Below are 20,306 nucleotides of genomic sequence, written 5' to 3'. Positions count from 1 at the left end.
TGTCACATCCTCCCCTCACGCCCTGTCGGCGAGCGCCGACATACCCGTTGAGTCTAGTGCGGTCTGCCTGATCTGGAGCCAGGGTGCGCGGCTACGCATGATCCGGTACCGGTGGTAAGGTAGAGGGCTGACTCTGGCTGCGGACTTTTTTCATGTTGCACGCTCCCTCCTCTTCCGGTTGCGGCCTGACCGGCTCAGGCCCCGGCCGCCTTCGCCCCGGGCAGCGAGTTGTGCTGGGCATCAGCGCCGGTATTGCCGCCTACAAGAGCGCCTCTCTGGCCCGACTGCTGGTGCAGGCGGGTTGCGAGGTGCAGGTAGTGATGACAGAGGGAGCCCAGGCCTTCATCACGCCGCTGACGCTGCAGGCGCTGACCGGACGCGCGGTACGCACCTCGCTGCTGGACCCCGACGCCGAGCTCGGCATGGGTCATATCGAACTCGCCCGCTGGGCCGACCTGATTCTGATCGCCCCCGCCACCGCCGACCTGATGGCGCGCCTGGCCCAGGGCATGGCCGACGATCTGTTGACCACCGCTTGCCTGGCCAGCGACGCCCGGCGGATGCTGGCCCCGGCGATGAACCAGGCCATGTGGCGCCATCCGGCGACCCAGCGCAACGCCGCCCGGCTGGTCGAGGATGGCTGGGCCCTGCTGGGGCCCGACCAGGGCGACCAGGCCTGTGGCGACGTCGGCCCGGGACGCATGATGGAACCGGAGGCCATTCTCGGCGCCCTGCTGGATGCCGGCTCTCCCTCCACGCCCAGGACAGCGGCAAGCGTCGTGGGAAAGGAAGGCGAAGCAGTGCCCCCGGACGCAGACCTTCATGTGGTGATCACCGCCGGCCCCACCCGGGAGCCGCTGGATCCGGTGCGCTACCTGTCCAATCACAGCTCCGGCAAGATGGGTTTCGCCCTGGCCGAAGCAGCCCGGGACAGTGGCGCCCGTGTCACCCTGATCGCCGGTCCCGTCAGTCTGCCGACACCCCCGGGCGTTGCCCGCCACGACATAGAAACCGCGGAAGAACTCCTCGCCGCAGCCGAAGGGCTGATGGATGGCTGCGACATCTTCATCGGCTGCGCGGCGGTGGCGGACTATCGCGCCGAGGCCCCGGCCGATCACAAGATAAAGAAGCGCGATGACGACGACGGTCTTACCCTGAAGCTGGTCAAGAACCCCGACATAATCGCCACCCTGGCTGCCCGCGATCCGCGTCCGCTGATGGTCGGCTTCGCCGCCGAGACCCGCGACGTGGTGCGCTACGCCGAGGGCAAGCTCGCGCGCAAGGGGCTCGACATGATCGTCGCCAACGACGTCTCCCGGGAGGGACTCGGCTTCGGCTCGGACCGCAATGCCGCAACCCTGGTGTGGCGCGACGGCGAGTCTCTCGCCCGCCGCGAAGAGACCGACCAGGACAAGGCCAGCCTGGCCCAGGCCATCATCGCCCAGGCCCGAGCCTGCCTCGAGGCGCGACGTCAGACGGTGCGGCCGAACCCGCGCTGAGCCACGACACCACTTATTTATCAGGAAGCCTGTCTGGCTGCCCAAGACCAAGGACCTTTCATGCACGACACTGCCTCGCGCCCTCGCCTCGCCGTCAAGATCCTCGATGAACGGATCAAGGAGCGCATGCCCCGCTACGCCACCGACGGCTCGGCCGGGATGGACCTTCACGCCCTGCTCGACGCGCCGCTGACGCTGGCCCCCGGGGATTGCGAACTGGTCCGCACCGGGCTCTCGATCCATATCGCCGATCCGGGCCTGGCCGGCATGATCCTGCCCCGCTCGGGGCTTGGCCACAAACACGGCATCGTGCTCGGCAACCTGGTCGGCCTGATCGACTCCGACTACCAGGGCGAACTGATGGTGTCGGTGTGGAACCGATCGACCACCGCCTTCACCCTCGAGCCCTTCGAACGTCTGGCCCAGTACGTGCTGGTGCCGGTGGTCCAGGCCGAGCTGGAAGTGGTCGAGGACTTTTCCGAGAGCCTTCGCGGCGGCGGCGGTTTCGGCAGCTCCGGCCGCCACTGACGCCCCAGGTTCGACTACCCGTTCATTCAAGCGCCACGTCAAAAGGACAGGACCCTCATATGACTCAAGTCCCCTCCACGATCTTTCGTGCCTACGATATTCGAGGCGTCGTCGACGAGACCCTGACCGAAGCCGGGGTCGAGGCGATCGGCCAGGCCATCGGCAGCAAAGCCCAGGCCCGCGGCGAATCCCGTGTAGTGGTGGCCCGCGATGGCCGACTCTCTGGCCCGCGCCTGATCAAGGCCCTGACCCGCGGCCTCACCGCCAGCGGCTGTGACGTGGTCGACATCGGCATGGTGCCAACGCCGGTGCTGTACTTTGCCACCCACACCCTGGAAGGTACCCGCTCCGGGGTCATGCTGACCGGCAGCCACAACCCGCCGGACTACAACGGCCTGAAGATGGTGCTGGGGGGCGAGACGCTCTCTGGCGAGGCGATCACCGCGCTCTACACTCGCCTTCAGAACGGCGATCTGCGCGAAGGCCAGGGCCAGGTGTCCGAGCACGATGTGCGTGACGCCTACCTGAAGCGCATCCTCGAAGACGTCTCGCTGTCGGGCTCGATCAAGGCGGTGGTGGACTGCGGCAACGGTGTGGCCGGTGAACTGGGCCCGCGCCTGGTCGAACAGCTCGGTGCCGACACCGTGCCGCTGTTCGAGGACATCGACGGCAACTTCCCCAACCACCACCCGGACCCCGGCAAGCCGGAGAACCTCAAGGACCTGATCCACGCGGTGGCCGAGCACAGCGCCGACATCGGTCTGGCCTTCGACGGTGACGGCGACCGCCTCGGCGTGATCACCCCCAAGGGGCGCCTGATCTACCCCGACCACCTGCTGATGGCGTTCGCCGAGGACATGCTCGGTCGCAATCCGGACGCCCGGGTGATCTTCGACGTCAAGTGCACCGGCAAGCTGATCGAGGTGATCGAGAAGGCCGGCGGCACGCCGGAGATGTGGCGCACCGGCCACTCCCTGATCAAGGCACGGATGAAGGAAACCGGCGCCCTGCTGGCCGGCGAGATGAGCGGCCACATCTTCTTCAAGGAACGCTGGTACGGCTTCGACGACGGCCTTTATGGTGCCGCCCGCCTGCTCGAGATCCTGTCGCGCTTCGACGGCGACGCCGACACCTTCTTCGATCGCTATCCGCAGAACCTGAGCACCCCGGAGATCAACATCGAGGTCACCGACGAGACCAAGTTCGACCTGGTCGCGCGCCTGGCCCGGGAAGGTGACTTCGGTGACGAGGGCGTCAAGACCACCCTGGACGGCATCCGCGTGGACTACCCGGATGGCTGGGGTCTGTGCCGCGCGTCCAATACCACGCCGATGCTGGTGCTGCGCTTCGAGGGTAACGACGCCGCCGCGCTGGAGCGCATTCGCACGCGCTTTGCCGAGGCGCTGGCCGACGTGGACGCCTCGCTCACCCTACCCAACTGACGTGCAGGAGACATGACGCCCATGAGCGAACAGGCACGCGATCCGCGCCTGGTGGTGGAGGTCCTCTCCGAGGCCCTCCCCTATATCCAGAAATTTTCCGGCAAGACCGTGGTGGTCAAGTATGGCGGCAACGCCATGACCGAGGACGCCCTGATCGACTCCTTCGCCCGGGACATGGTGCTGATGAAGGAAGTCGGCATCAATCCGGTGGTGGTCCACGGCGGCGGCCCCCAGATCGGTGATCTGCTGGCCAAGCTCAACATCGAGTCGCGCTTTGTCGGTGGCATGCGTGTCACCGACGCCGAGACCATGGACGTGGTCGAGATGGTGCTCGGCGGACTGGTCAACAAGGATATCGTCAACCAGATCAATCAGTGCGGCGGCAAGGCCATCGGCCTGACCGGCAAGGATGGCGCCCAGATCCGCGCGCGCCAGCTCAAGGTCGAGCACCAGAGCCCGGAAATGACGGCGCCCGAGATCATCGACATCGGCCATGTGGGCGAAGTGGAACACGTCTCCACCGACCTGATCGAAATGCTCGCCGCCCGGGATTTCATTCCCGTGATCGCCCCCATCGGGGTCGACGGCGAGGGTCGCAGCTACAATATCAATGCGGATCTGGTGGCCGGCAAGGTGGCCGAGGCGCTCGGCGCCGAGAAGCTGATGCTGCTGACCAACGTGGCCGGGTTGATGAACCGCGACGGTGAGGTGATGACGGGACTTTCCACCGCTCAGGTCGACGAATTGATCGCCGACGGCACCATCCACGGTGGTATGCTGCCGAAGATCCGCTGCGCCCTCGACGCGGTCAAGGACGGGGTCGTCAGCGCCCATATCGTCGATGGCCGGGTGCCCCACGCCACCCTGCTGGAGATCTTTACCAACGCGGGTGTCGGCACCCTGATCACCAACGAATCGCCCAACTGAAGTACCCGTACCAGGGCGATACGAAAGCGACACGATAACGACACGATAACGACGCAAGGAAGTGCGAACCGGGCACAAGCTCCGGACGCAAGGGAACTCGCCCGCCGGCGCCCCGGCGGGCCATCAACGACAAAAGAATTCGATATCATGACGCAGGAAAAGACCCCAAGTCGGCGGGACCAGATACTGCAGGCGCTGGCCCTGATGCTGGAAGAAGACAGCGGCAAGCGCATCACCATCGCCGCCCTGGCGCGCCAGGTCGGCGTCTCGGAGGCAGCGCTCTACCGCCACTTCCCGAGCAAGGCCAGGATGTACGAGGGCCTGATCAGCTTTATCGAGGAGACCCTGTTCGAGCGCATCACGCGCATCCTCGACGAGCAGCAGGAGGCGCTGCCGCGCTGCCATCAGATCATGACCCTGGTGCTGGCCTTCACCGAAAAGAACCCGGGCCTGTCGAGGCTGTTGGGCGGCGACGTGCTGACCGGCGAGACGGCGCGACTGAGGCAGCGTATCCACCAGCTGTTCGAGCGGCTGGATACCCAGTTCAAGCAGGTACTACGCGAGGCGGAGCTGCGCGAGGGTCGCCGGCTGGCGATGCCGGCCAGCGCCGGCGCCAACCTGCTGACCGCCCAGATCGAGGGACGCATCGCCCAGTACGTGCGCAGCGACTACCGCCACCGCCCCACCGAGCACTGGGAAGACCAGTGGCCGGCACTGTCGTCACACCTGCTGAGAGACAGCGCCATCCCCGCCTGAGCAAACGACGCCCGCGCGGCGGGTCACGTGGCAAGCTGCAAGACAAGGCGTCGATGGGGGAGTCAGCTCCCCCATCCCTTCGCTGCCCCTTCGGCGCCGCTCGCTGGCACGATCGACAGCGGCCCTTCGCTCGCTACCAGCTGCCGGTGTTCTCCATCGAGGCCCAGGGCTCGGCGGGTTCCAGGGCGTCGCCCTTCTGCAGCAGTTCCACTGAAATGCCGTCCGGGCTCCTGACGAAGGCCATATGGCCGTCGCGGGGGGGCCGGTTGATGGTCACGCCGTTGTCCATGAGCTTCTGACACAGGGCGTAGATGTCATCGACGCGATAGGCCAGGTGGCCAAAGTTGCGTCCGCCCTGGTACTCCTCCGGGTCCCAGTTCCAGGTCAGCTCGAGCTCCGGCGCGTTGAGCTGGCTTGAGCGCTCCTCGTCCTCTGGCGCCGCCAGGAACACCAGGGTAAAGCGTCCCTTGTCGTTGTCCTTGCGACGCACCTCCTTGAGACCCAGCAGGTCGCAATAGAAATGCAGAGAGGCGTCGAGGTCGCTGACACGCACCATGGTGTGTAGAAATTGCATTCGGGTCTCCTCGGGGTTCAGGGGGCCGCGTCTGCTGCGCGGACTCAGGGGTAACGGGCCACTACCATGGCGCGCGCATCATCGGCTGTAAAGCCGAGCACCGCGTAGTCATCGAGGCGGCCGGTCTCCATCCCGGGCGAGCCATGGGGCATGCCCGGCACCGCCAGACCATCGATATCCGGCGACGCCTCCAGCAGCCAGGCCACCTGCTCGGCGGGGACATGGCCCTCGATCAGGTAGCGCCTGCCGTCTTCATTGGTCAGGGTAGCGGTATGACAGGACGCCAACGCCTGGGGAACCCCCAGGCGCTGCTTGACCGACGCCATGTCGGGGCTATCGTGAAGACGCACCTCGAAGCCGGCCTCACGCATATGCTCGGCCCAGGCGCTGCAGCAGCCGCAGTGGGAATCCTTGTGCATGTCCAGGCCGGCGGCCAGTGCAAGCGGGCTGAAGACACCCATGAGAACGGCGCCCAGGGCGCGAGAAAGACGTGTCATCGCGTATGATCTCCTGACGGAAAAAGAGAAGGACAGGCCTCAGGATCGCAGAATCGCGCCATCAAGGGTATGCCGAGTCGGTACCCTTTTGTCGTAGCGCAGGTCGGTCCCAGGGGAATCGAGACACCTTACCAACAAGAGCAAGCCGCATGAGCGAGTACTGCGACCTGGCCCCGGGGCATCCGCTGCACGGGCCCTACCATGACAGCGAATACGGGTTCCCGATCCGAGGCGAGTCCGACCTGTTCGAGCGCCTGGCACTCGAGATCAATCAGGCCGGTCTGTCGTGGCTTACGGTGCTGAAGAAGCGCGAGGGCTTCAAGCGCGCCTTCGACGGCTTCGACGTCGATCGGGTCGCCGCCTACGACGACGACGATCGGGCACGTCTGCTGGCCGACGCCGACATCATTCGTCACCGCCTGAAGATCGAGGCGGTGATCCACAACGCCCGGGTGATCCAGGCCATGCGGGAGTCCCACGGCGGCTTCCAGGCCTGGCTCGATGCCCACCACCCACGTGAGCACGCGGACTGGGTGAAGCTGTTCAAGCGTCACTTTCGCTTTACCGGCCCGGAGATCGTCAAGGAGTTCCTGATGAGCGCGGGCTACCTGGCCGGCGCCCACCGCGACGACTGCCCGGTGCAGGCCCGAATACTGGCGGCGGCGCCACCATGGACTCGCTGACCCAGGCCGCCCTCGGCGCGGCCCTGGGAGGCGCGGTTCTGGGCCGTCACCTGGGCCGCAAGTCATTGCTCGCCGGCGCGGTGGTCGGCAGCCTGCCGGACCTGGACGTGCTGATCGACTACGGCGACGCCGTGGCCAACGTCACCTACCACCGTGGCTTCAGTCATTCGCTCTTCGTATTGACGGGGCTCTCGCTGGTGCTGGCCGGGCTAGCTCAGCGACTGGCCGAGCGACTGGCCGAGCGTCGGGCCAGACGCCCTGCACAGGGACTGGGCTTGAGCTTAAGCCCGGCACAGGGCCTGGGCTTGCAGCACCTTGGCTTGTTGCGCTGGTGGCTGTTCTTCTGGCTGTGCCTGGTGACCCATCCGCTGCTGGACTCGCTGACCACCTACGGCACCCAGCTGTGGTGGCCACTCGAGGTCACCGCGCCCAGCGCTACCCCGCTGGTGTTCATCATCGACCCGGCCTACACCCTGGCCTTGCTGGTCGCTCTGGTGATCGCACTGTGGCGTGGCCATCGGCCAGCGACCTTGCAACGCGCCGCCAGCTGGGGCCTGGTGATCTCGACGCTGTACCTGCTGCTGGCGCTGGGCGCGCGCGGCTGGGTCGATGCCAGGGCCGACGAGGCGCTCGACCGAGTGGACATGGCCGAGGCACCGCGCCTGATCCAGCCGGCGCCCTTCTCGATCCTGCTGTGGCGGGTCACCGCCGTGGACGGCGATCGCCACGCCGAGACGCTGATCGGCCTGCTCGACGGAGATACCCGCCCGGTCGTCGAACTGTTTCGACGCGGTACCGAACTCGAGGCTGCCGCCCTGGAGCTCGACAGCGGTCGCCGCCTGGCCTGGTTCGCTGGCCCCTTTGTGCGCTACGAGGTGGAGCGCAAGGGAGACGCCGAACGTCTGCTGGCCACCGACCTGCGCCTGGGCTTTCCCGGCTTCCATCCGTTTCGCTTCGCCCTGGCACAGCGCCAGGATGGCAACTGGCGCGCCCTGGAACCGACCCTGCAACTACCGATGAGCGCAAGCCAGCGCCCCATGGGGCAATTGTTCGAGCGCATGCTGTCACCACAGCCCGCGCTGTGTGTCGCTGACTTCGTCGATTCCCGCTGGCAGCTGGGCGCAGGCGACGACTGCGACGCTCGCTGACACCCGGCCGGGTGTCGGCCTCTTCCCTGAGCAACGATCACCATACGCAAGCCGCCGTGGCCAGGGCCACGGCGGCTTGCGAATCAGTGTCTTCAGACGTCGGGCGCGGCTTACAGCCTGGCGATCAGCGCCTCGATCTCGGCGTGGGCAGTGGTGAGGGCCGCTTCCTTGTGTTCGTCACCCATGCTGAGCCCTTCGGCAAACACCGTCTCGACCTCATTGATGCCGATCAGGCCCAGCATATGGCGCAGGTGCGGTGTCTGGGTATCCAGAGCACTACCGGCGTACTGACCGCCGCGAGCGCCCAGCACGATGGCACGCTTGCCCTCGAGCAGCCCCACCGGGCCATTCTCGGTGTAGCGGAAGCTCTTGCCCGCGCGCAGGATACGGTCGAACCAGGCCTTGAGCTGGGAGGGAATGCCCAGGTTGTACAGCGGCACGGCGAGCACCAGCACGTCGTGTGCCTCGAGCTCGGCGAGACGCTCATCGGAGCGCGTCGCCAGCTCGCGCTGTGCCTCGCTGCGCTCTGCGTCCGCCACCTGCCAGCTGGACAGCTCCTCGAGGCCCAGGTGTGGCAGGTCGTCGGCGACCACGTCGCGATGGGTGATCTCGATATCGTCACGCTGGCGCGCCAGGCGCTCGAAGTGGCGTGCCAGCTGGGTGGACTGGCCCTGGTCGGCGAGGATGGATGAGGTGACAAGCAGTACGCGGGTCATGGCGAGCTCCTGTGGAAGATGATGTCTGCGCACAGTTTACCGCCAATAAAATTGTCGAAAAGCGAATAAATCTCGGAATATCTTTCGATAAAAACGAATAAAGCGCCGCTCGGCGCTTTATTCGCGTGTGCTGGCTACACAAGCCAAGGACGCTTTCGTCGGCTTGCCAAGCGCGTCCACGTCGCCCCCCGTCAGGGCGCGATGCCCTGCCCACACCCCTGCAGCTGACGTCCGTTGACGTTCAAGGTGACCTGGGCCGGCCAGGGCGTGCCCGCCATATCATCGAAGCAGGCACCGGCCTCGATGCGCAGCTCGAAGGGCGCATCGGCGCGGCCGCTTTCCAGGATCACTCGACCGGCACCGTTGTCCAGGGTGGTGACGCGATAGGGCAGGCTCACTTCACGCTCGCCGTAGTCCAGACTCATGTCGATGCGCGGCACGTCATTGGCCAGTTCGAGGTGCCAGCCTGGCTCGTTGCCCCGGGCCAGGAACATCACCCCGGGCTTGTCGCTGCGCCGCAGGGAGTCGCGGCGGGTACGGGCCTCGCACTCGAGCCGACCGCGGGAGCTCTTGATCACCGCCCGCTCACCAATGATATGGGCGCTGAGTTCCCCTCGCTGGTAACGCTCGCCCTGGTCCACCACCGCCTGGGGCAACTGCTCGGCACCGTGGGTGGTCCACAACCTGAGCGAATCCTCCTGGGTCGCCGAGACCATGTCCTGACTCGGCGAACAGCGCCAGCCAACGAAGGTAGCGCCATCACCGACAAAGTAGGCAGAGGGCAGCAGCGGCGCCTTCTGCTCCACCGGCGCATCGGTAAAGGAACCGCGCCGCTCCGCGCGATCGGTCTGCTCGCTGGCAGGACCGGGAGCGCTGGTAGTGGCGCACCCCACCAGTCCACTCAGCATCACGACAAGGAGGGGTGAGACGACAGCGGGACGACACATGACAGGCTCCTTCGATCACGATATCAGTACGATTCCGTGGCCCCGCCAGGTGCCGTCTGGCGTGTCCCTGTCGGGGCCTACTGGCGAAGCTTACCAGCCACATCGTCAAAAGGCGCGGCTCTGCCACCATGGGATCGCCCCCTCGCACAATCGACGAACTTTCAACCGCGCTTCCCGGCGTCATGGGCCCTCTAGTGCTGCGCGGTCGTCAGGCGTGGCGTCGACGCAGCTCCTTGGCGGCCTGGACCATATTGGCCAGCGCCGGCGTCACCTCATCCCACTGACGGGTCTTGAGGCCGCAGTCCGGGTTGACCCACAGCCGCTCCAGCGAGATGCGCTCGGCGGCCTTTTCCATCAGCGCCACCATCCAGTCCACCTCGGGCAGGTTCGGTGAATGGATGTCGTAGACCCCCGGTCCGATCTCGTTGGGATAGTCAAAGTCACGGAAGGCGTCGAGCAACTCCATGTCGGAGCGCGAGGTCTCGATGGTGATGACGTCGGCGTCCAGCTCGGCGATGGAAGCGATGATGTCGTTGAACTCGGAATAGCACATGTGGGTGTGGATCTGGGTCGCGTCCGCTACACCGCTGGCCGACAGGCGGAACGCCTCCACCGCCCAGTCCAGATACTCCTGCCACTCGGCCTTGCGCAGCGGCAGCCCTTCCCGCAGCGCCGGCTCGTCGATCTGGATGGCGCGAATGCCCGCCGCCTCCAGGTCACACACCTCGTCACGCAGTGCCAGGGCGATCTGGCGGCAGGTGGTCGCGCGAGGCTGGTCATCACGCACGAAGGCCCACTGCAGCATGGTCACCGGGCCGGTCAGCATGCCCTTCATCGGCGCCCCGGTCAGCGACTGGGCGTAGCGGCTCCACTCCACCGTCATCGGTGCTGGACGGCTCACGTCGCCGAACAGGATCGGTGGCTTGACGCAGCGTGACCCATAGCTCTGGACCCAGCCGAAGCGGGTGAAGGCGTAACCGTCGAGCTGCTCACCGAAGTACTCGACCATGTCGTTACGCTCGGCCTCGCCGTGGACCAGCATGTCCAGGCCCAGCTCTTCCTGCAGCCGCACCGCCTGGGCGATCTCCTCGCGCATCCTGGTGTGGTAGTCGTCAGCAGACAGGCGTCCTGCCTTGTGGTCACGACGGGCAGCGCGAATCTCGGCGGTCTGGGGGAAGGAGCCGATGGTGGTGGTCGGAAACAGCGGCAGTCCGAGGGCGCGACGCTGCTGCTCGGCGCGCTGCAGATAGGGGCTCGGGCGCTGGCTGTCGGCCTCGCCAAGCGCCGCCAGGCGTGCACCGACCTCGGGACGATGAATGCGTGGCGACTCACGCCGCGAGGCAATCGCCTGCACGCAAGCCGCCAGCAGCGCCTCGTCTTCGGGTCGCACCCGGCCAGCGAGCAGTCTTGCCAGGGTCACGGTCTCGTCGAGCTTCTGGCGAGCGAAGGCCAGCCAGCTTCTGAACTCGGCGTCGAGCTCGGTCTCGCGCTCCAGGTCCACCGGCACATGCAGCAGCGAGCAGCTGGGGGCGATCCACAGACGCTCGCCCAGACGGCTGGCGGCGTTGGTCCACTGATCGCGCAGGGCAGCCAGGTCGGCACGCCAGATGTTGCGTCCGTCGATGACGCCCAGCGACAGCACCTTGTGAGGCAGCAGACGGTCGACCACCGTCTCGACCTCCTGTGGGGCACGCACGGCGTCCAGGTGCAGCCCCGCCACCGGCAGATTGACCGCCAGGGTCAGGTTGTCGCCGAGGCCGCCGAAGTAGTTGGCCACCAGCAGCTTGACCCCCGCCCCCTGCAGATGATGGTAGGCACGTTCGAAGGCTACCTTCCAGTCGCCGGGCAGGTCCTGGGCCAGGGCCGGCTCGTCGAGCTGCACCCACTCCACACCCAGCTTGGCGAGTCGGGCGAACACCTCGGCGTAGACCGCCAGCACACCATCGAGCAGCGCCAGACGATCGAAGGACGACTCGCCCCGCTCCTTGCCGAGCCACAGCCAGGTCAGCGGCCCGACCAGTGCCACCTTGACCGCGAGCCCCTGCTGCTGCGCCTCGACGACCTCGTCGAACAGCCGCGTGCTGGCCAGGCGGAAGTCCTGACCCTGGTGCAGTTCCGGTACCAGATAGTGGTAGTTGGTATCGAAGTACTTGGTCATCTCGCAGGCGGCGGCGGGTTCTCCGCTGGGCGCGCGGCCCCGGGCCATGCGAAAGGCGGTGTCCAGATCGACTTCACCACGCTCGAGCTCGGCCTTGGCAGCAAAACGCGCCGGCACCGCACCCAGCAGCAGCGACACGTTGAGCACCTGGTCATAGAAGGCGAAGTCGCCCACCGTCACCAGGTCCAGTCCCGCCTCGCGCTGGTCCTGCCAGTGACGCTTGCGCAACTCGCGACCGGTGGCCTCCAGGCTGGCTCGATCGGCGTCACCCTTCCAGTAGGCTTCGGTGGCGCGCTTGAGCTCGCGGTCGGCACCGATGCGGGGATACCCCAGAATATGAGAAAAAGTCATGGTGATTCACCTTGATCATGAATGATACGACGAAGTGTCGCTGGCATCCGAAGGGTGAATCAAACTAAACTTCTTAATCTTTACTATGAAAGAAGCTCACGATAATGCTCGAACTCCGTCATCTGCGCACTCTGATAGCGCTGCGCGACGCCGGCTCCCTGGTGGAGGCCGCCGAACGGGTCCACCTGACCCAGTCGGCGCTGTCCCACCAGCTCAAGGATCTGGAGGAGCGTCTGGGCGGGCCACTGTTCCTGCGCAAGACCCGGCCGGTGGAGTTCACCCGGGCCGGGCTGCGCCTCTTGAACCTGGCCGAACAGATCCTGCCCCAGGTGCGCATGGCCGAGCGTGACCTGGCGCGCCTGGCCGGCAACGAGCAGGGCCGCCTGCACATGGCGATCGAGTGTCATAGCTGCTTTCAGTGGCTGATGCCCACCGTGGATCACTTCCGCGACCATTGGCCGGAGGTCGAGATCGACATCCCCGGCGGCCACCACTTCGATCCGCTGCCGGCGCTGGCCCGCGAGCAGCTCGATCTGGTGATCACCGCCGACCCCCAACCCCTGCCCGGCGTTCACTACGAGCCGCTGTTTCGCTACGAAGGCCTGCTCGCCGTGGCGCGTCAGCATGCCCTGGCCGGGCGCTCCCACGTCTCGCCCCAGGATCTGGCCGACCTGACCCTGATCACCTACCCGGTGGAACGTTCGCGTCTGGATGTGTTCACCCAGTTCCTCGACCCGGCCGGCGTCACCCCCAGGGAGGTGCGCACCGCCGAACTGACGATCATGATGATGCAACTGGTGGCCAGCGGTCGCGGAGTCTGCGCGCTGCCCAACTGGGCACTGACCGAGTACCTGGAGCGGGACTACGTCAAGGCCGTCGCGCTGGGCGAGGATGGTGTCTGGAGCACGCTCTTCGCCGCCATCCGCGAGGACACCCGGGAAGCCCCCTGGATGGTCGACTTTCTGCGCACCGCGCGGGAGACGTCCTTTGCGGTGCTGGAAGGGATCAAGCCGGCCTGAGCAGGAAGCATCGTCGAGGCGCTGAACGAATCAGGCCCGCCCGAAACAGGGGCCGTTCACCGGCATTCAGGTTGGCCCGCGGGCAGATTCTCAGACCCGGCGGGGGATGATCAGCGAGAAGCGCGCGCCCTTCAGGCCGGGACTCTCGTCCACGCTGACGGTGCCGCCGTGCCAGGCCATCACCTTCTGCACGATGGACAGCCCCAGCCCGTAGCCGCCGGAGCGGCGGGTTCGGCTGTCGTCCAGGCGGGCGAAGGGCTTGAAGATATCCTGGCGTGCCTCCGGCGGGACCCCTTCCCCATCGTCCTCCACGTCGACCCTCACCTGGTTGGGTTCGTCGTGCAGACTGACCTTGACCCGAGTGCGGGCGTGGCGGCAGGCGTTGGCCACCAGGTTCTGGGTGGCCCGCTGCAGATAGCGGGAATCGGCGTGGACCTCGATCTCCGGCCCCGCAGACAGACGCACGTCAAGATTGCCGTGCAACGGCATCAGGGAGTCGATCACCCGCTCGCAGATGTCACGCAGCTCCACCGGTTCGGGGGAAGCTTCGACACCGTGGATTGTCTCGCTGTCGAGGCGCGCATAGGTGAGGATTTCGTCGATCAGATCGTCGAGTTCATCGATGTCGCTGTCGACCCCCTGCAACTGGCGCCTGACCAGGGCGTCCTCGGACATGTCCTCGACCATCTGCACCGCAAAGCGAATCCTCGCCACCGGCGTCCTGAGTTCGTGGGACACTGCCCGGATCATGTCCTGCTGGGCCCGCAACAACGACTGCACCTGGGAGGCCATGCCGTTGAAGGCCATGCCGACACGCCCGAGAAAGTCGCCGCTCTCGACCTTGACCCGGGTATCGAGGCGACCGCTGGCAAGCCGGGTGGCAGCCATCTCGAGTCGCGCCATGCGCGCCTCGATACCCCGCACGATCAGGTAGATGACGATCGCCAGTGCGCCCATCAGCAGCACCAGCATCGACGCCAACAGCGCCGGCGGAAGCGCCTCGTAGCTGGCCATCGGCCCTACCGTGAGCCAGAAGGGGGCTTCGCCAGGCGGCGTCACCTGCATGAACAGCACTACCGACCAGTGCTCGGGCAGTAGCTGCATCATCACCTCGCCACCGGCCAGGCGGTTGCGCTGACGTGGCTCGAGGATATCCGGAGGGGACTGGCTAATCGATACCGGCAGATCGCCACGGGTCATGCTGTCGATGCTCGCCTGGCGCGCCCCCGCCGGCAGGCTGGCGAGCCATTCCCCGCTGAGCTGGGTCAGGCCCCGCAACTGGCGCTCCGACATGCCGGACAGCGACACCTGCAGGACCGCGCCACCGGCGGGCATCAGCCGCCAGAAGCGCCACTCATGGGGGCTGTCACGCCCTACCAGCACGCCGCCGCGCTGCAGTCGAAGACGGGTGAAGTAGCTCGGCGACAGCGACGACAGGGGCACGATCGACATCGACATGTCCAGCGCCTCGGACTTCTCGGCCATCCACTCACGCCGCTCGCCCCGCGGCATGCTGTCGATCATCGTCGCCAACAGGTGCATGGGCGCCTCGGCCAGCTGTTCGCGATAGTGCTCGATGCGCACCTTGTCGATCAGCGTCATGCCCACCATCGCCACGCCGAGCGCCAGCACCAGGGTCGCCGCCAGCATGACGTAGACCCGCAGGAAGGTACTGTCGGCCAGGGCGCGACGCATGGGTTCAGCTGTCCTTCACGAACAGATAGCCCTTGCTCCTGACCGTCTTGATGCGGTGCGGATGATGGGGGTCATCACCTATCTTGGGCCGAATCCGCGACACCCGCACGTCGATGGAGCGGTCCTGGCCGTCGTAGCGGATGCCACGCAACTGGGAAAAGATTTCTTCGCGGGTCAGCACCCGACCGGCGTGGCTGGCCAGCAGCCACAAAAGGTCGAACTCGGCGCTGGTCAGATCGATACGCTCGCCCTTGAGCCAGGCCTCGCGGGTGGCGTTGTCGATTTCCAGGTCCTGGAACGTCAAGCGGCTTTCGCCGCTGACCTCGGCTCCGTCAAGACGACGCAGCAGGGCACGCATGCGTGCCAGCAGTACCCTCGGCTGCACCGGCTTCGGCACATAATCGTCGGCGCCCATCTCGAGCCCCAGGACCTGATCCATGTCGTCGGTCCGCGCGGTCAGCATCAGGATCGGACCACCGTAGTCGCTGCGAACACGACGACAGATCGACAGGCCATCCTCGCCCGGCAGCATCAGATCCAGAATCACCAGATCCGGCTGCAGCGACAGAATACGATCGACGCCGCGACCGCCGTCATCCTCCAGGCTCACTCGGAAGCCGTTGGCTTCGAGGTAGTCCCGCGTCAGACCAGCGAGACGCTCATCATCTTCGATGATAAGTACGTGATCCTGTTCTCGTTGCTCTGAACGTTCTTCCATAGGGGGTCTCATTCCTTTTGGCGAATGCCGGGCATTATCCAACCTGGCCGAATGACTGGTGCTGAGCAATGTCACACGCGATAACACAAGGATACCCGAATTTTGCGCTGTCGCCTGCCCTCGCCCTGATGCGCATCAAGGCCGCCACCACGGCGCCCACGCCGGTTGTGCCCAGTTGCCCCCTTGATGACCACACCTCATCCACAGACTTATCCACTTGATGACGGGCAAGAAGCACACTATCTTGTGTCCGAATATCCAGAGAGACACCACATCATGTGTCTCTAGCAATATCACAGAAGCCTGTCAACTGCCTCTTTCTCGCAGTTGGTCACGCCTGTTTTCACGACTTTTTTTACCTCATAGGGAGCCTCGGCGCCATGGATACCCTCGCTAGCCCGGACCGACCGTCCGTCTCCGTCACCGCCCCCGACACGCTGCGCGTGATCAAGCGCACCGGGGACGTGGTGCCCTTCGACGCCGGCAAGATCGCCGTGGCCATCAGCAAGGCATTCATCGCCGTCGAGGGGGACAATGCCGCCACCTCTAGCCGGGTCCGTGACTTCGTCAAGGAATCCGCCGAGGCCATCGAGCAGACCTTTGCCCGTCGCCTGGCCGACGGCGGCACCGTGCACATCGAGGATATTCAGGACCAGGTCGAGCTGGCGCTGATGCGCAGCGGCGAGCAGAAGGTCGCCCGTGCCTACGTGCTGTACCGCGAGGAACACGCCCGCGCCCGCGAGGAAAGCGGCATCGAGAAGCCGCACCCGACCCTCAACGTCACCGCCGCCGACGGCAGCCGTCGTCCGCTGGACCTGGGGCGTATCGAGACCCTGGTGTTCGACGCCTGCGAAGGCCTCGAGAACGTCGACCCCAACAAGATCGTCCAGGACTCGCTGAAGAACCTGTACGACGGTGTGACCATCGACGGCGTGTCCCAGGCGCTGATGATGACCGCCCGCACCCTGGTCGAGAAGGACCCGAACTACACCTACGTCACCGCTCGTCTGCTGCAGGACAACCTGCGCCGCGAGGCGCTGTCATTCCTCGACGTGGCCGAGGACGCCACCTACGGCGACATGGCCGAGCTCTACAAGCCGGCCTTCGTGCGCTACGTCGAGCGTGGCATCGAGTTCGAGCAGCTCGACCCCGAGCTTGCCAACTTCGACCTGGAACGTCTGGGCGAGGCGCTCGACCACAGCCGCGACAACCAGTTCACCTACCTGGGCCTGCAGACCCTGTACGACCGCTACTTCATCCACCGCGATGACGTGCGCTACGAGCTGCCCCAGGTGATGTTCATGCGTGTGGCCATGGGCCTTGCGCTGAACGAGGACGACCGCGAGACCCGGGCCATCGAGTTCTACGAGCTGCTCTCCAGCTTCGACTACATGGCCTCCACCCCGACCCTGTTCAACGCGGGCACCGTGCGCAGCCAGCTCTCCAGCTGCTACCTGACCACCGTGCCGGATGACCTCGAGAGCATCTACGGCGCGATCCGCGACAACGCCATGCTGTCCAAGTGGGCCGGCGGCCTCGGCAACGACTGGACCCCGGTGCGTGCGCTGGGCTCCTACATCAAGGGCACCAACGGCAAGTCCCAGGGTGTGGTCCCCTTCCTCAAGGTGGTCAACGACACCGCCGTCGCGGTCAACCAGGGCGGCAAGCGCAAGGGTGCCGTCTGCGCCTACCTCGAGACCTGGCACCTGGATGTCGAGGAATTCCTCGAGCTGCGCAAGAACACCGGCGATGACCGTCGTCGTACCCATGACATGAACACCGCCAACTGGGTGCCGGACCTGTTCATGAAGCGGGTGTTCAATGACGAGGAGTGGACCCTGTTCTCGCCGTCCACCTGCCCGGACCTGCATGACCTGTACGGCGTGGCCTTCGAGAAGCGCTATGCCGAGTACGAGGAGATGACCCGCAACGGTCAGCTCAAGCTGTTCAAGCGGGTCAAGGCCAAGGACCTGTGGCGCAAGATGCTGTCGATGCTGTTCGAGACCGGCCATCCCTGGATCACCTTCAAGGATGCCTGCAACATTCGCAGCCCCCAGAGCCATGCCGGCGTGGTCCACAGCTCCAACCTGTGCACCGAGATCACCCTCAACACCTCGCCCGACGAGATCGCGGTGTGCAACCTGGGCTCGATCAACCTGGCGCAGCACGTGGTCGACGGCGAGCTCGACAACGACAAGCTCAAGAAGACCGTGCGCACCGCGGTGCGGATGCTCGACAACGTCATCGACATCAACTATTACGCGGTGCCCCAGGCGCGCAACTCCAACTTCAAGCACCGCCCGGTGGGCCTTGGCCTGATGGGCTTCCAGGACGCGCTGTACGCCCAGGGCATCGCCTACGCCAGCGGCGAGGCGGTGGCCTTTGCCGACCGCTCCATGGAGCTGATCAGCTACCACGCCATCGAGGCCTCCAGCGACCTGGCCGCCGAGCGCGGACGCTACGAGAGCTTCGAGGGCTCGCTGTGGAGCCAGGGCGTGCTGCCGATCGACTCCGTCGACAAGCTCAAGGCCGAGCGTGGCGAGCAGTACATCGAGGTCGACACCAGCCAGACCCAGGACTGGGATCGCATCCGTGACAAGGTGCGCAGCCAGGGCATGCGCAACTCCAACGTGATGGCCATCGCCCCCACCGCGACCATCTCGAACATCTGCGGCGTGACCCAGTCGATCGAGCCGACCTATCAGAACCTGTTCGTGAAATCGAACCTGTCCGGCGAGTTCACCGTGGTCAACTCCTGGATGGTCAACGACCTCAAGGAACGCGGCCTGTGGGACGAGGTCATGATCAACGACCTCAAGTACTACGACGGCAGCGTCCAGCCCATCGACCGCATCCCGGACGACCTCAAGGCCAAGTACGCCACCGCCTTCGAGGTCGAGCCCAAGTGGCTGGTCGAAGCCGCCGCACGGCGCCAGAAGTGGATCGACCAGGCCCAGTCGCTGAACCTCTACATTCAGGGCGTGTCCGGCAAGAAGCTCGACGTGACCTACCGCATGGCATGGTTCCGTGGCCTCAAGACCACCTACTACCTGCGCGCCCTCGGCGCCACCTCGGTGGAGAAGTCCACGGTGGACCGCGGCAAGCTCAACGCCGTCTCCAACGGTACCGCACCCCAGGCGTCTGCACCGGCGGCGGCACCCGCAGCCGAGGAGCCCCGCGGCATCGACGACTTCCTCAAGGGCAAGGGTGGCCAGCGTCCGCCGTCCGCCGGGGAAATCGACGAGCTGGGCTGTGAGGCCTGCCAGTAACACCGGCGACAACGCCATGACGGACGTGCGGGCCAGGCACGCACACCTCGCCCCGGCACCGCCGGGGCCACCAGACAACCCCACGCCGACGCCAGGCGCGTCGGCCGATCAGATGATCGGGAGACCGCAACAATGCTGAACTGGGACGAGTTCCACGAGGACGACACCGCCACCGCAGAAGTACCTGAGCCGAAGAAGGCCCCCGAGCCGACCCCGGCCCCGGCTGCCGAGGCAACGGATGAGGTGCGCGAAAGCGCCGGCAACTACCAGGCTGCCGACCAGGACCGCATGGCCCGGGCACGCAAGTCGCTGGAAGAACTCGACGTGGCCGCCGGCCTCGAGGAACTCGAGATGGGCGCCGCCCGGATCGAGGTCGACGACAAGAAGATGATCAACGCCCGTGCGGACCTGAACCAGCTGGTGCCGTTCAAGTACGAGTGGGCCTGGCAGAAGTACCTGGACGGCAGTGCCAACCACTGGATGCCCCAGGAAGTGAACATGAACGCGGACATCGCGCTGTGGAAGAGCAACGACGGCCTGACCGCCGACGAGCGCCGCATCGTCGAACGTTCACTGGGCTACTTCTCCACCGCCGACTCGCTGGTCGCCAACAACCTGGTGCTGGCGCTGTATCGCCTGATCACCAACCCGGAGTGCCGCCAGTACCTGCTGCGCCAGGCCTTCGAGGAAGCGATCCACACCCACGCCTACCAGTACTGCGTGGAGTCGCTGGGCATGGATGAGGGCGAAGTCTTCAACATGTACCGCGAGGTCCCGTCGGTCGCTGCCAAGTCCGCCTGGAGCCTCAAGCACACCCAGTCGCTGGCCCGTCCTGACTTCCAGACCGGCACCGTCGAGACCGACCAGGAGCTGCTGCGTAACCTGATCGCCTTCTACTGTGTCACCGAAGGCATCTTCTTCTACTGCGGTTTCAGCCAGATCCTGTCCATGGGCCGGCGCAACAAGATGACCGGCGTGGCCGAGCAGTTCCAGTACATCCTGCGCGACGAGTCGATGCACCTGAACTTCGGTGTCGACATGATCAACCAGATCAAGATCGAGAACCCGAACCTGTGGACCCCGGAGTTCCAGGACGAGGTCACCCAGATGATCCTCGAGGGCACCGAGCTCGAGATCAGCTACGCCCGCGACACCATGCCCCGCGGCGTGCTGGGCATGAACGCGGCGATCATGGAGGAGTACCTGCACTTCATCTGCAACCGTCGCCTGGCCCAGATCGGCCTGAAGGAGCAGTTCCCGGGTGCCCAGAACCCCTTCCCGTGGATGAGCGAAATCATCGATCTGCGCAAGGAGAAGAACTTCTTCGAGACCCGCGTCACCGAGTATCAGGTCGGCGGCGCGCTGAGCTGGGATTGATC

17 protein-coding genes are annotated in these 20,306 nt (G+C 65.7%); 10 read left to right on the top strand and 7 right to left on the bottom strand.

The features are described 5' to 3' along the window. Window positions 1–152 precede the first annotated feature (152 nt). The 5 genes from coaBC (at window position 153) to slmA (ending at window position 5,152) form a co-directional block, all read left to right on the top strand. Window positions 153–1,499: a bifunctional phosphopantothenoylcysteine decarboxylase/phosphopantothenate--cysteine ligase CoaBC gene (coaBC, locus tag NFH97_RS12140; protein ID WP_349624871.1), complete on the top strand. Its 1,347-nt coding sequence runs from the start codon at window positions 153–155 to the stop codon at window positions 1,497–1,499. 60 nt (window positions 1,500–1,559) lie between these two features. Next, on the top strand, window positions 1,560–2,027 hold the full coding sequence (dut, locus tag NFH97_RS12135) for a dUTP diphosphatase (RefSeq protein ID WP_045991213.1): 468 nt from the start codon (window positions 1,560–1,562) through the stop codon (window positions 2,025–2,027). A 59-nt stretch (window positions 2,028–2,086) separates the two neighbouring features. Then, window positions 2,087–3,469: a phosphomannomutase/phosphoglucomutase gene (locus NFH97_RS12130; RefSeq protein WP_349624870.1), complete on the top strand. Its 1,383-nt coding sequence runs from the start codon at window positions 2,087–2,089 to the stop codon at window positions 3,467–3,469. Window positions 3,470–3,490: 21 nt separating this feature from the next. Then, window positions 3,491–4,396: an acetylglutamate kinase gene (gene argB / locus NFH97_RS12125; protein WP_045991215.1), complete on the top strand. Its 906-nt coding sequence runs from the start codon at window positions 3,491–3,493 to the stop codon at window positions 4,394–4,396. A gap of 147 nt (window positions 4,397–4,543) precedes the next feature. After that, entirely contained in the window at window positions 4,544–5,152 is a 609-nt protein-coding gene (slmA, locus tag NFH97_RS12120) for a nucleoid occlusion factor SlmA (RefSeq protein WP_045991216.1), read from the top strand. Between the two features lie 133 nt (window positions 5,153–5,285). Here the strand turns inward: slmA and NFH97_RS12115 are convergent, their stop codons facing one another. Together NFH97_RS12115 and NFH97_RS12110 are read right to left on the bottom strand one after the other, a co-directional pair. Further along, entirely contained in the window at window positions 5,286–5,726 is a 441-nt protein-coding gene (locus NFH97_RS12115) for a VOC family protein (protein ID WP_045991217.1), read from the bottom strand. 44 nt (window positions 5,727–5,770) lie between these two features. Next, window positions 5,771–6,223 carry a DUF411 domain-containing protein gene (locus tag NFH97_RS12110; protein ID WP_349624869.1) on the bottom strand — a complete coding sequence of 151 codons (453 nt, stop codon included), beginning with the start codon at window positions 6,221–6,223 and terminating at the stop codon, window positions 5,771–5,773. 149 nt (window positions 6,224–6,372) lie between these two features. Between NFH97_RS12110 and NFH97_RS12105 the strand changes: the two genes are divergently transcribed. Together NFH97_RS12105 and NFH97_RS12100 are read left to right on the top strand one after the other, a co-directional pair. After that, entirely contained in the window at window positions 6,373–6,906 is a 534-nt protein-coding gene (locus tag NFH97_RS12105; protein ID WP_124803520.1) for a DNA-3-methyladenine glycosylase I, read from the top strand. After that, window positions 6,894–8,054 (top strand): metal-dependent hydrolase, encoded by a 1,161-nt coding sequence (locus NFH97_RS12100; RefSeq protein WP_124803522.1) that lies wholly within the window; start codon window positions 6,894–6,896, stop codon window positions 8,052–8,054. Before NFH97_RS12105 ends, NFH97_RS12100 begins: the two co-directional genes overlap by 13 nt. A 110-nt stretch (window positions 8,055–8,164) precedes the next feature. On the opposite strand, the gene NFH97_RS12095 is transcribed toward NFH97_RS12100, so the two are convergent. The 3 genes from NFH97_RS12095 to metE all read right to left on the bottom strand — a co-directional run bounded on the left by NFH97_RS12095 (window position 8,165) and on the right by metE (window position 12,226). Then, window positions 8,165–8,770, bottom strand: a complete 606-nt coding sequence (locus tag NFH97_RS12095; protein WP_124803524.1) for an FMN-dependent NADH-azoreductase — start codon at window positions 8,768–8,770, stop codon at window positions 8,165–8,167. Between the two features lie 191 nt (window positions 8,771–8,961). Further along, complete coding sequence (locus tag NFH97_RS12090) at window positions 8,962–9,717, bottom strand: COG3650 family protein (protein ID WP_124803526.1); 756 nt, start codon at window positions 9,715–9,717, stop codon at window positions 8,962–8,964. Window positions 9,718–9,925: 208 nt separating this feature from the next. Next, window positions 9,926–12,226, bottom strand: coding sequence for a 5-methyltetrahydropteroyltriglutamate--homocysteine S-methyltransferase (gene metE, locus NFH97_RS12085; protein WP_349624868.1), 2,301 nt, complete (start codon window positions 12,224–12,226; stop codon window positions 9,926–9,928). 104 nt (window positions 12,227–12,330) lie between these two features. On the opposite strand from metE, the gene NFH97_RS12080 reads away from it, so the two are divergent. Next, a complete protein-coding gene (locus NFH97_RS12080) occupies window positions 12,331–13,245 on the top strand; it encodes a LysR family transcriptional regulator (RefSeq protein WP_045991224.1) in 915 nt (304 codons plus the stop codon). A gap of 90 nt (window positions 13,246–13,335) precedes the next feature. Here NFH97_RS12080 and NFH97_RS12075 read toward each other — a convergent pair whose 3' ends face one another. Further along, on the bottom strand, window positions 13,336–14,940 hold the full coding sequence (locus NFH97_RS12075; protein ID WP_349624866.1) for an ATP-binding protein: 1,605 nt from the start codon (window positions 14,938–14,940) through the stop codon (window positions 13,336–13,338). A gap of 4 nt (window positions 14,941–14,944) precedes the next feature. Further along, window positions 14,945–15,658, bottom strand: a complete 714-nt coding sequence (locus tag NFH97_RS12070) for a winged helix-turn-helix domain-containing protein (RefSeq protein WP_083970186.1) — start codon at window positions 15,656–15,658, stop codon at window positions 14,945–14,947. A gap of 380 nt (window positions 15,659–16,038) precedes the next feature. Here NFH97_RS12070 and NFH97_RS12065 point away from each other — a divergent pair, with 380 nt between their 5' ends. Both NFH97_RS12065 and NFH97_RS12060 read left to right on the top strand, forming a co-directional pair. Beyond that, window positions 16,039–18,927: a ribonucleoside-diphosphate reductase subunit alpha gene (locus NFH97_RS12065; protein WP_108132263.1), complete on the top strand. Its 2,889-nt coding sequence runs from the start codon at window positions 16,039–16,041 to the stop codon at window positions 18,925–18,927. Between the two features lie 132 nt (window positions 18,928–19,059). Then, window positions 19,060–20,304 carry a ribonucleotide-diphosphate reductase subunit beta gene (locus NFH97_RS12060; RefSeq protein WP_124803534.1) on the top strand — a complete coding sequence of 415 codons (1,245 nt, stop codon included), beginning with the start codon at window positions 19,060–19,062 and terminating at the stop codon, window positions 20,302–20,304. Window positions 20,305–20,306 lie beyond the last annotated feature (2 nt).

The organism is Halomonas sp. SCS19 (assembly GCF_040147015.1).
In the GTDB taxonomy this organism is placed as follows: Bacteria; Pseudomonadota; Gammaproteobacteria; order Pseudomonadales; family Halomonadaceae; genus Halomonas; species Halomonas litopenaei.
This window is presented reverse-complemented; position numbering and strand designations above follow the sequence as displayed.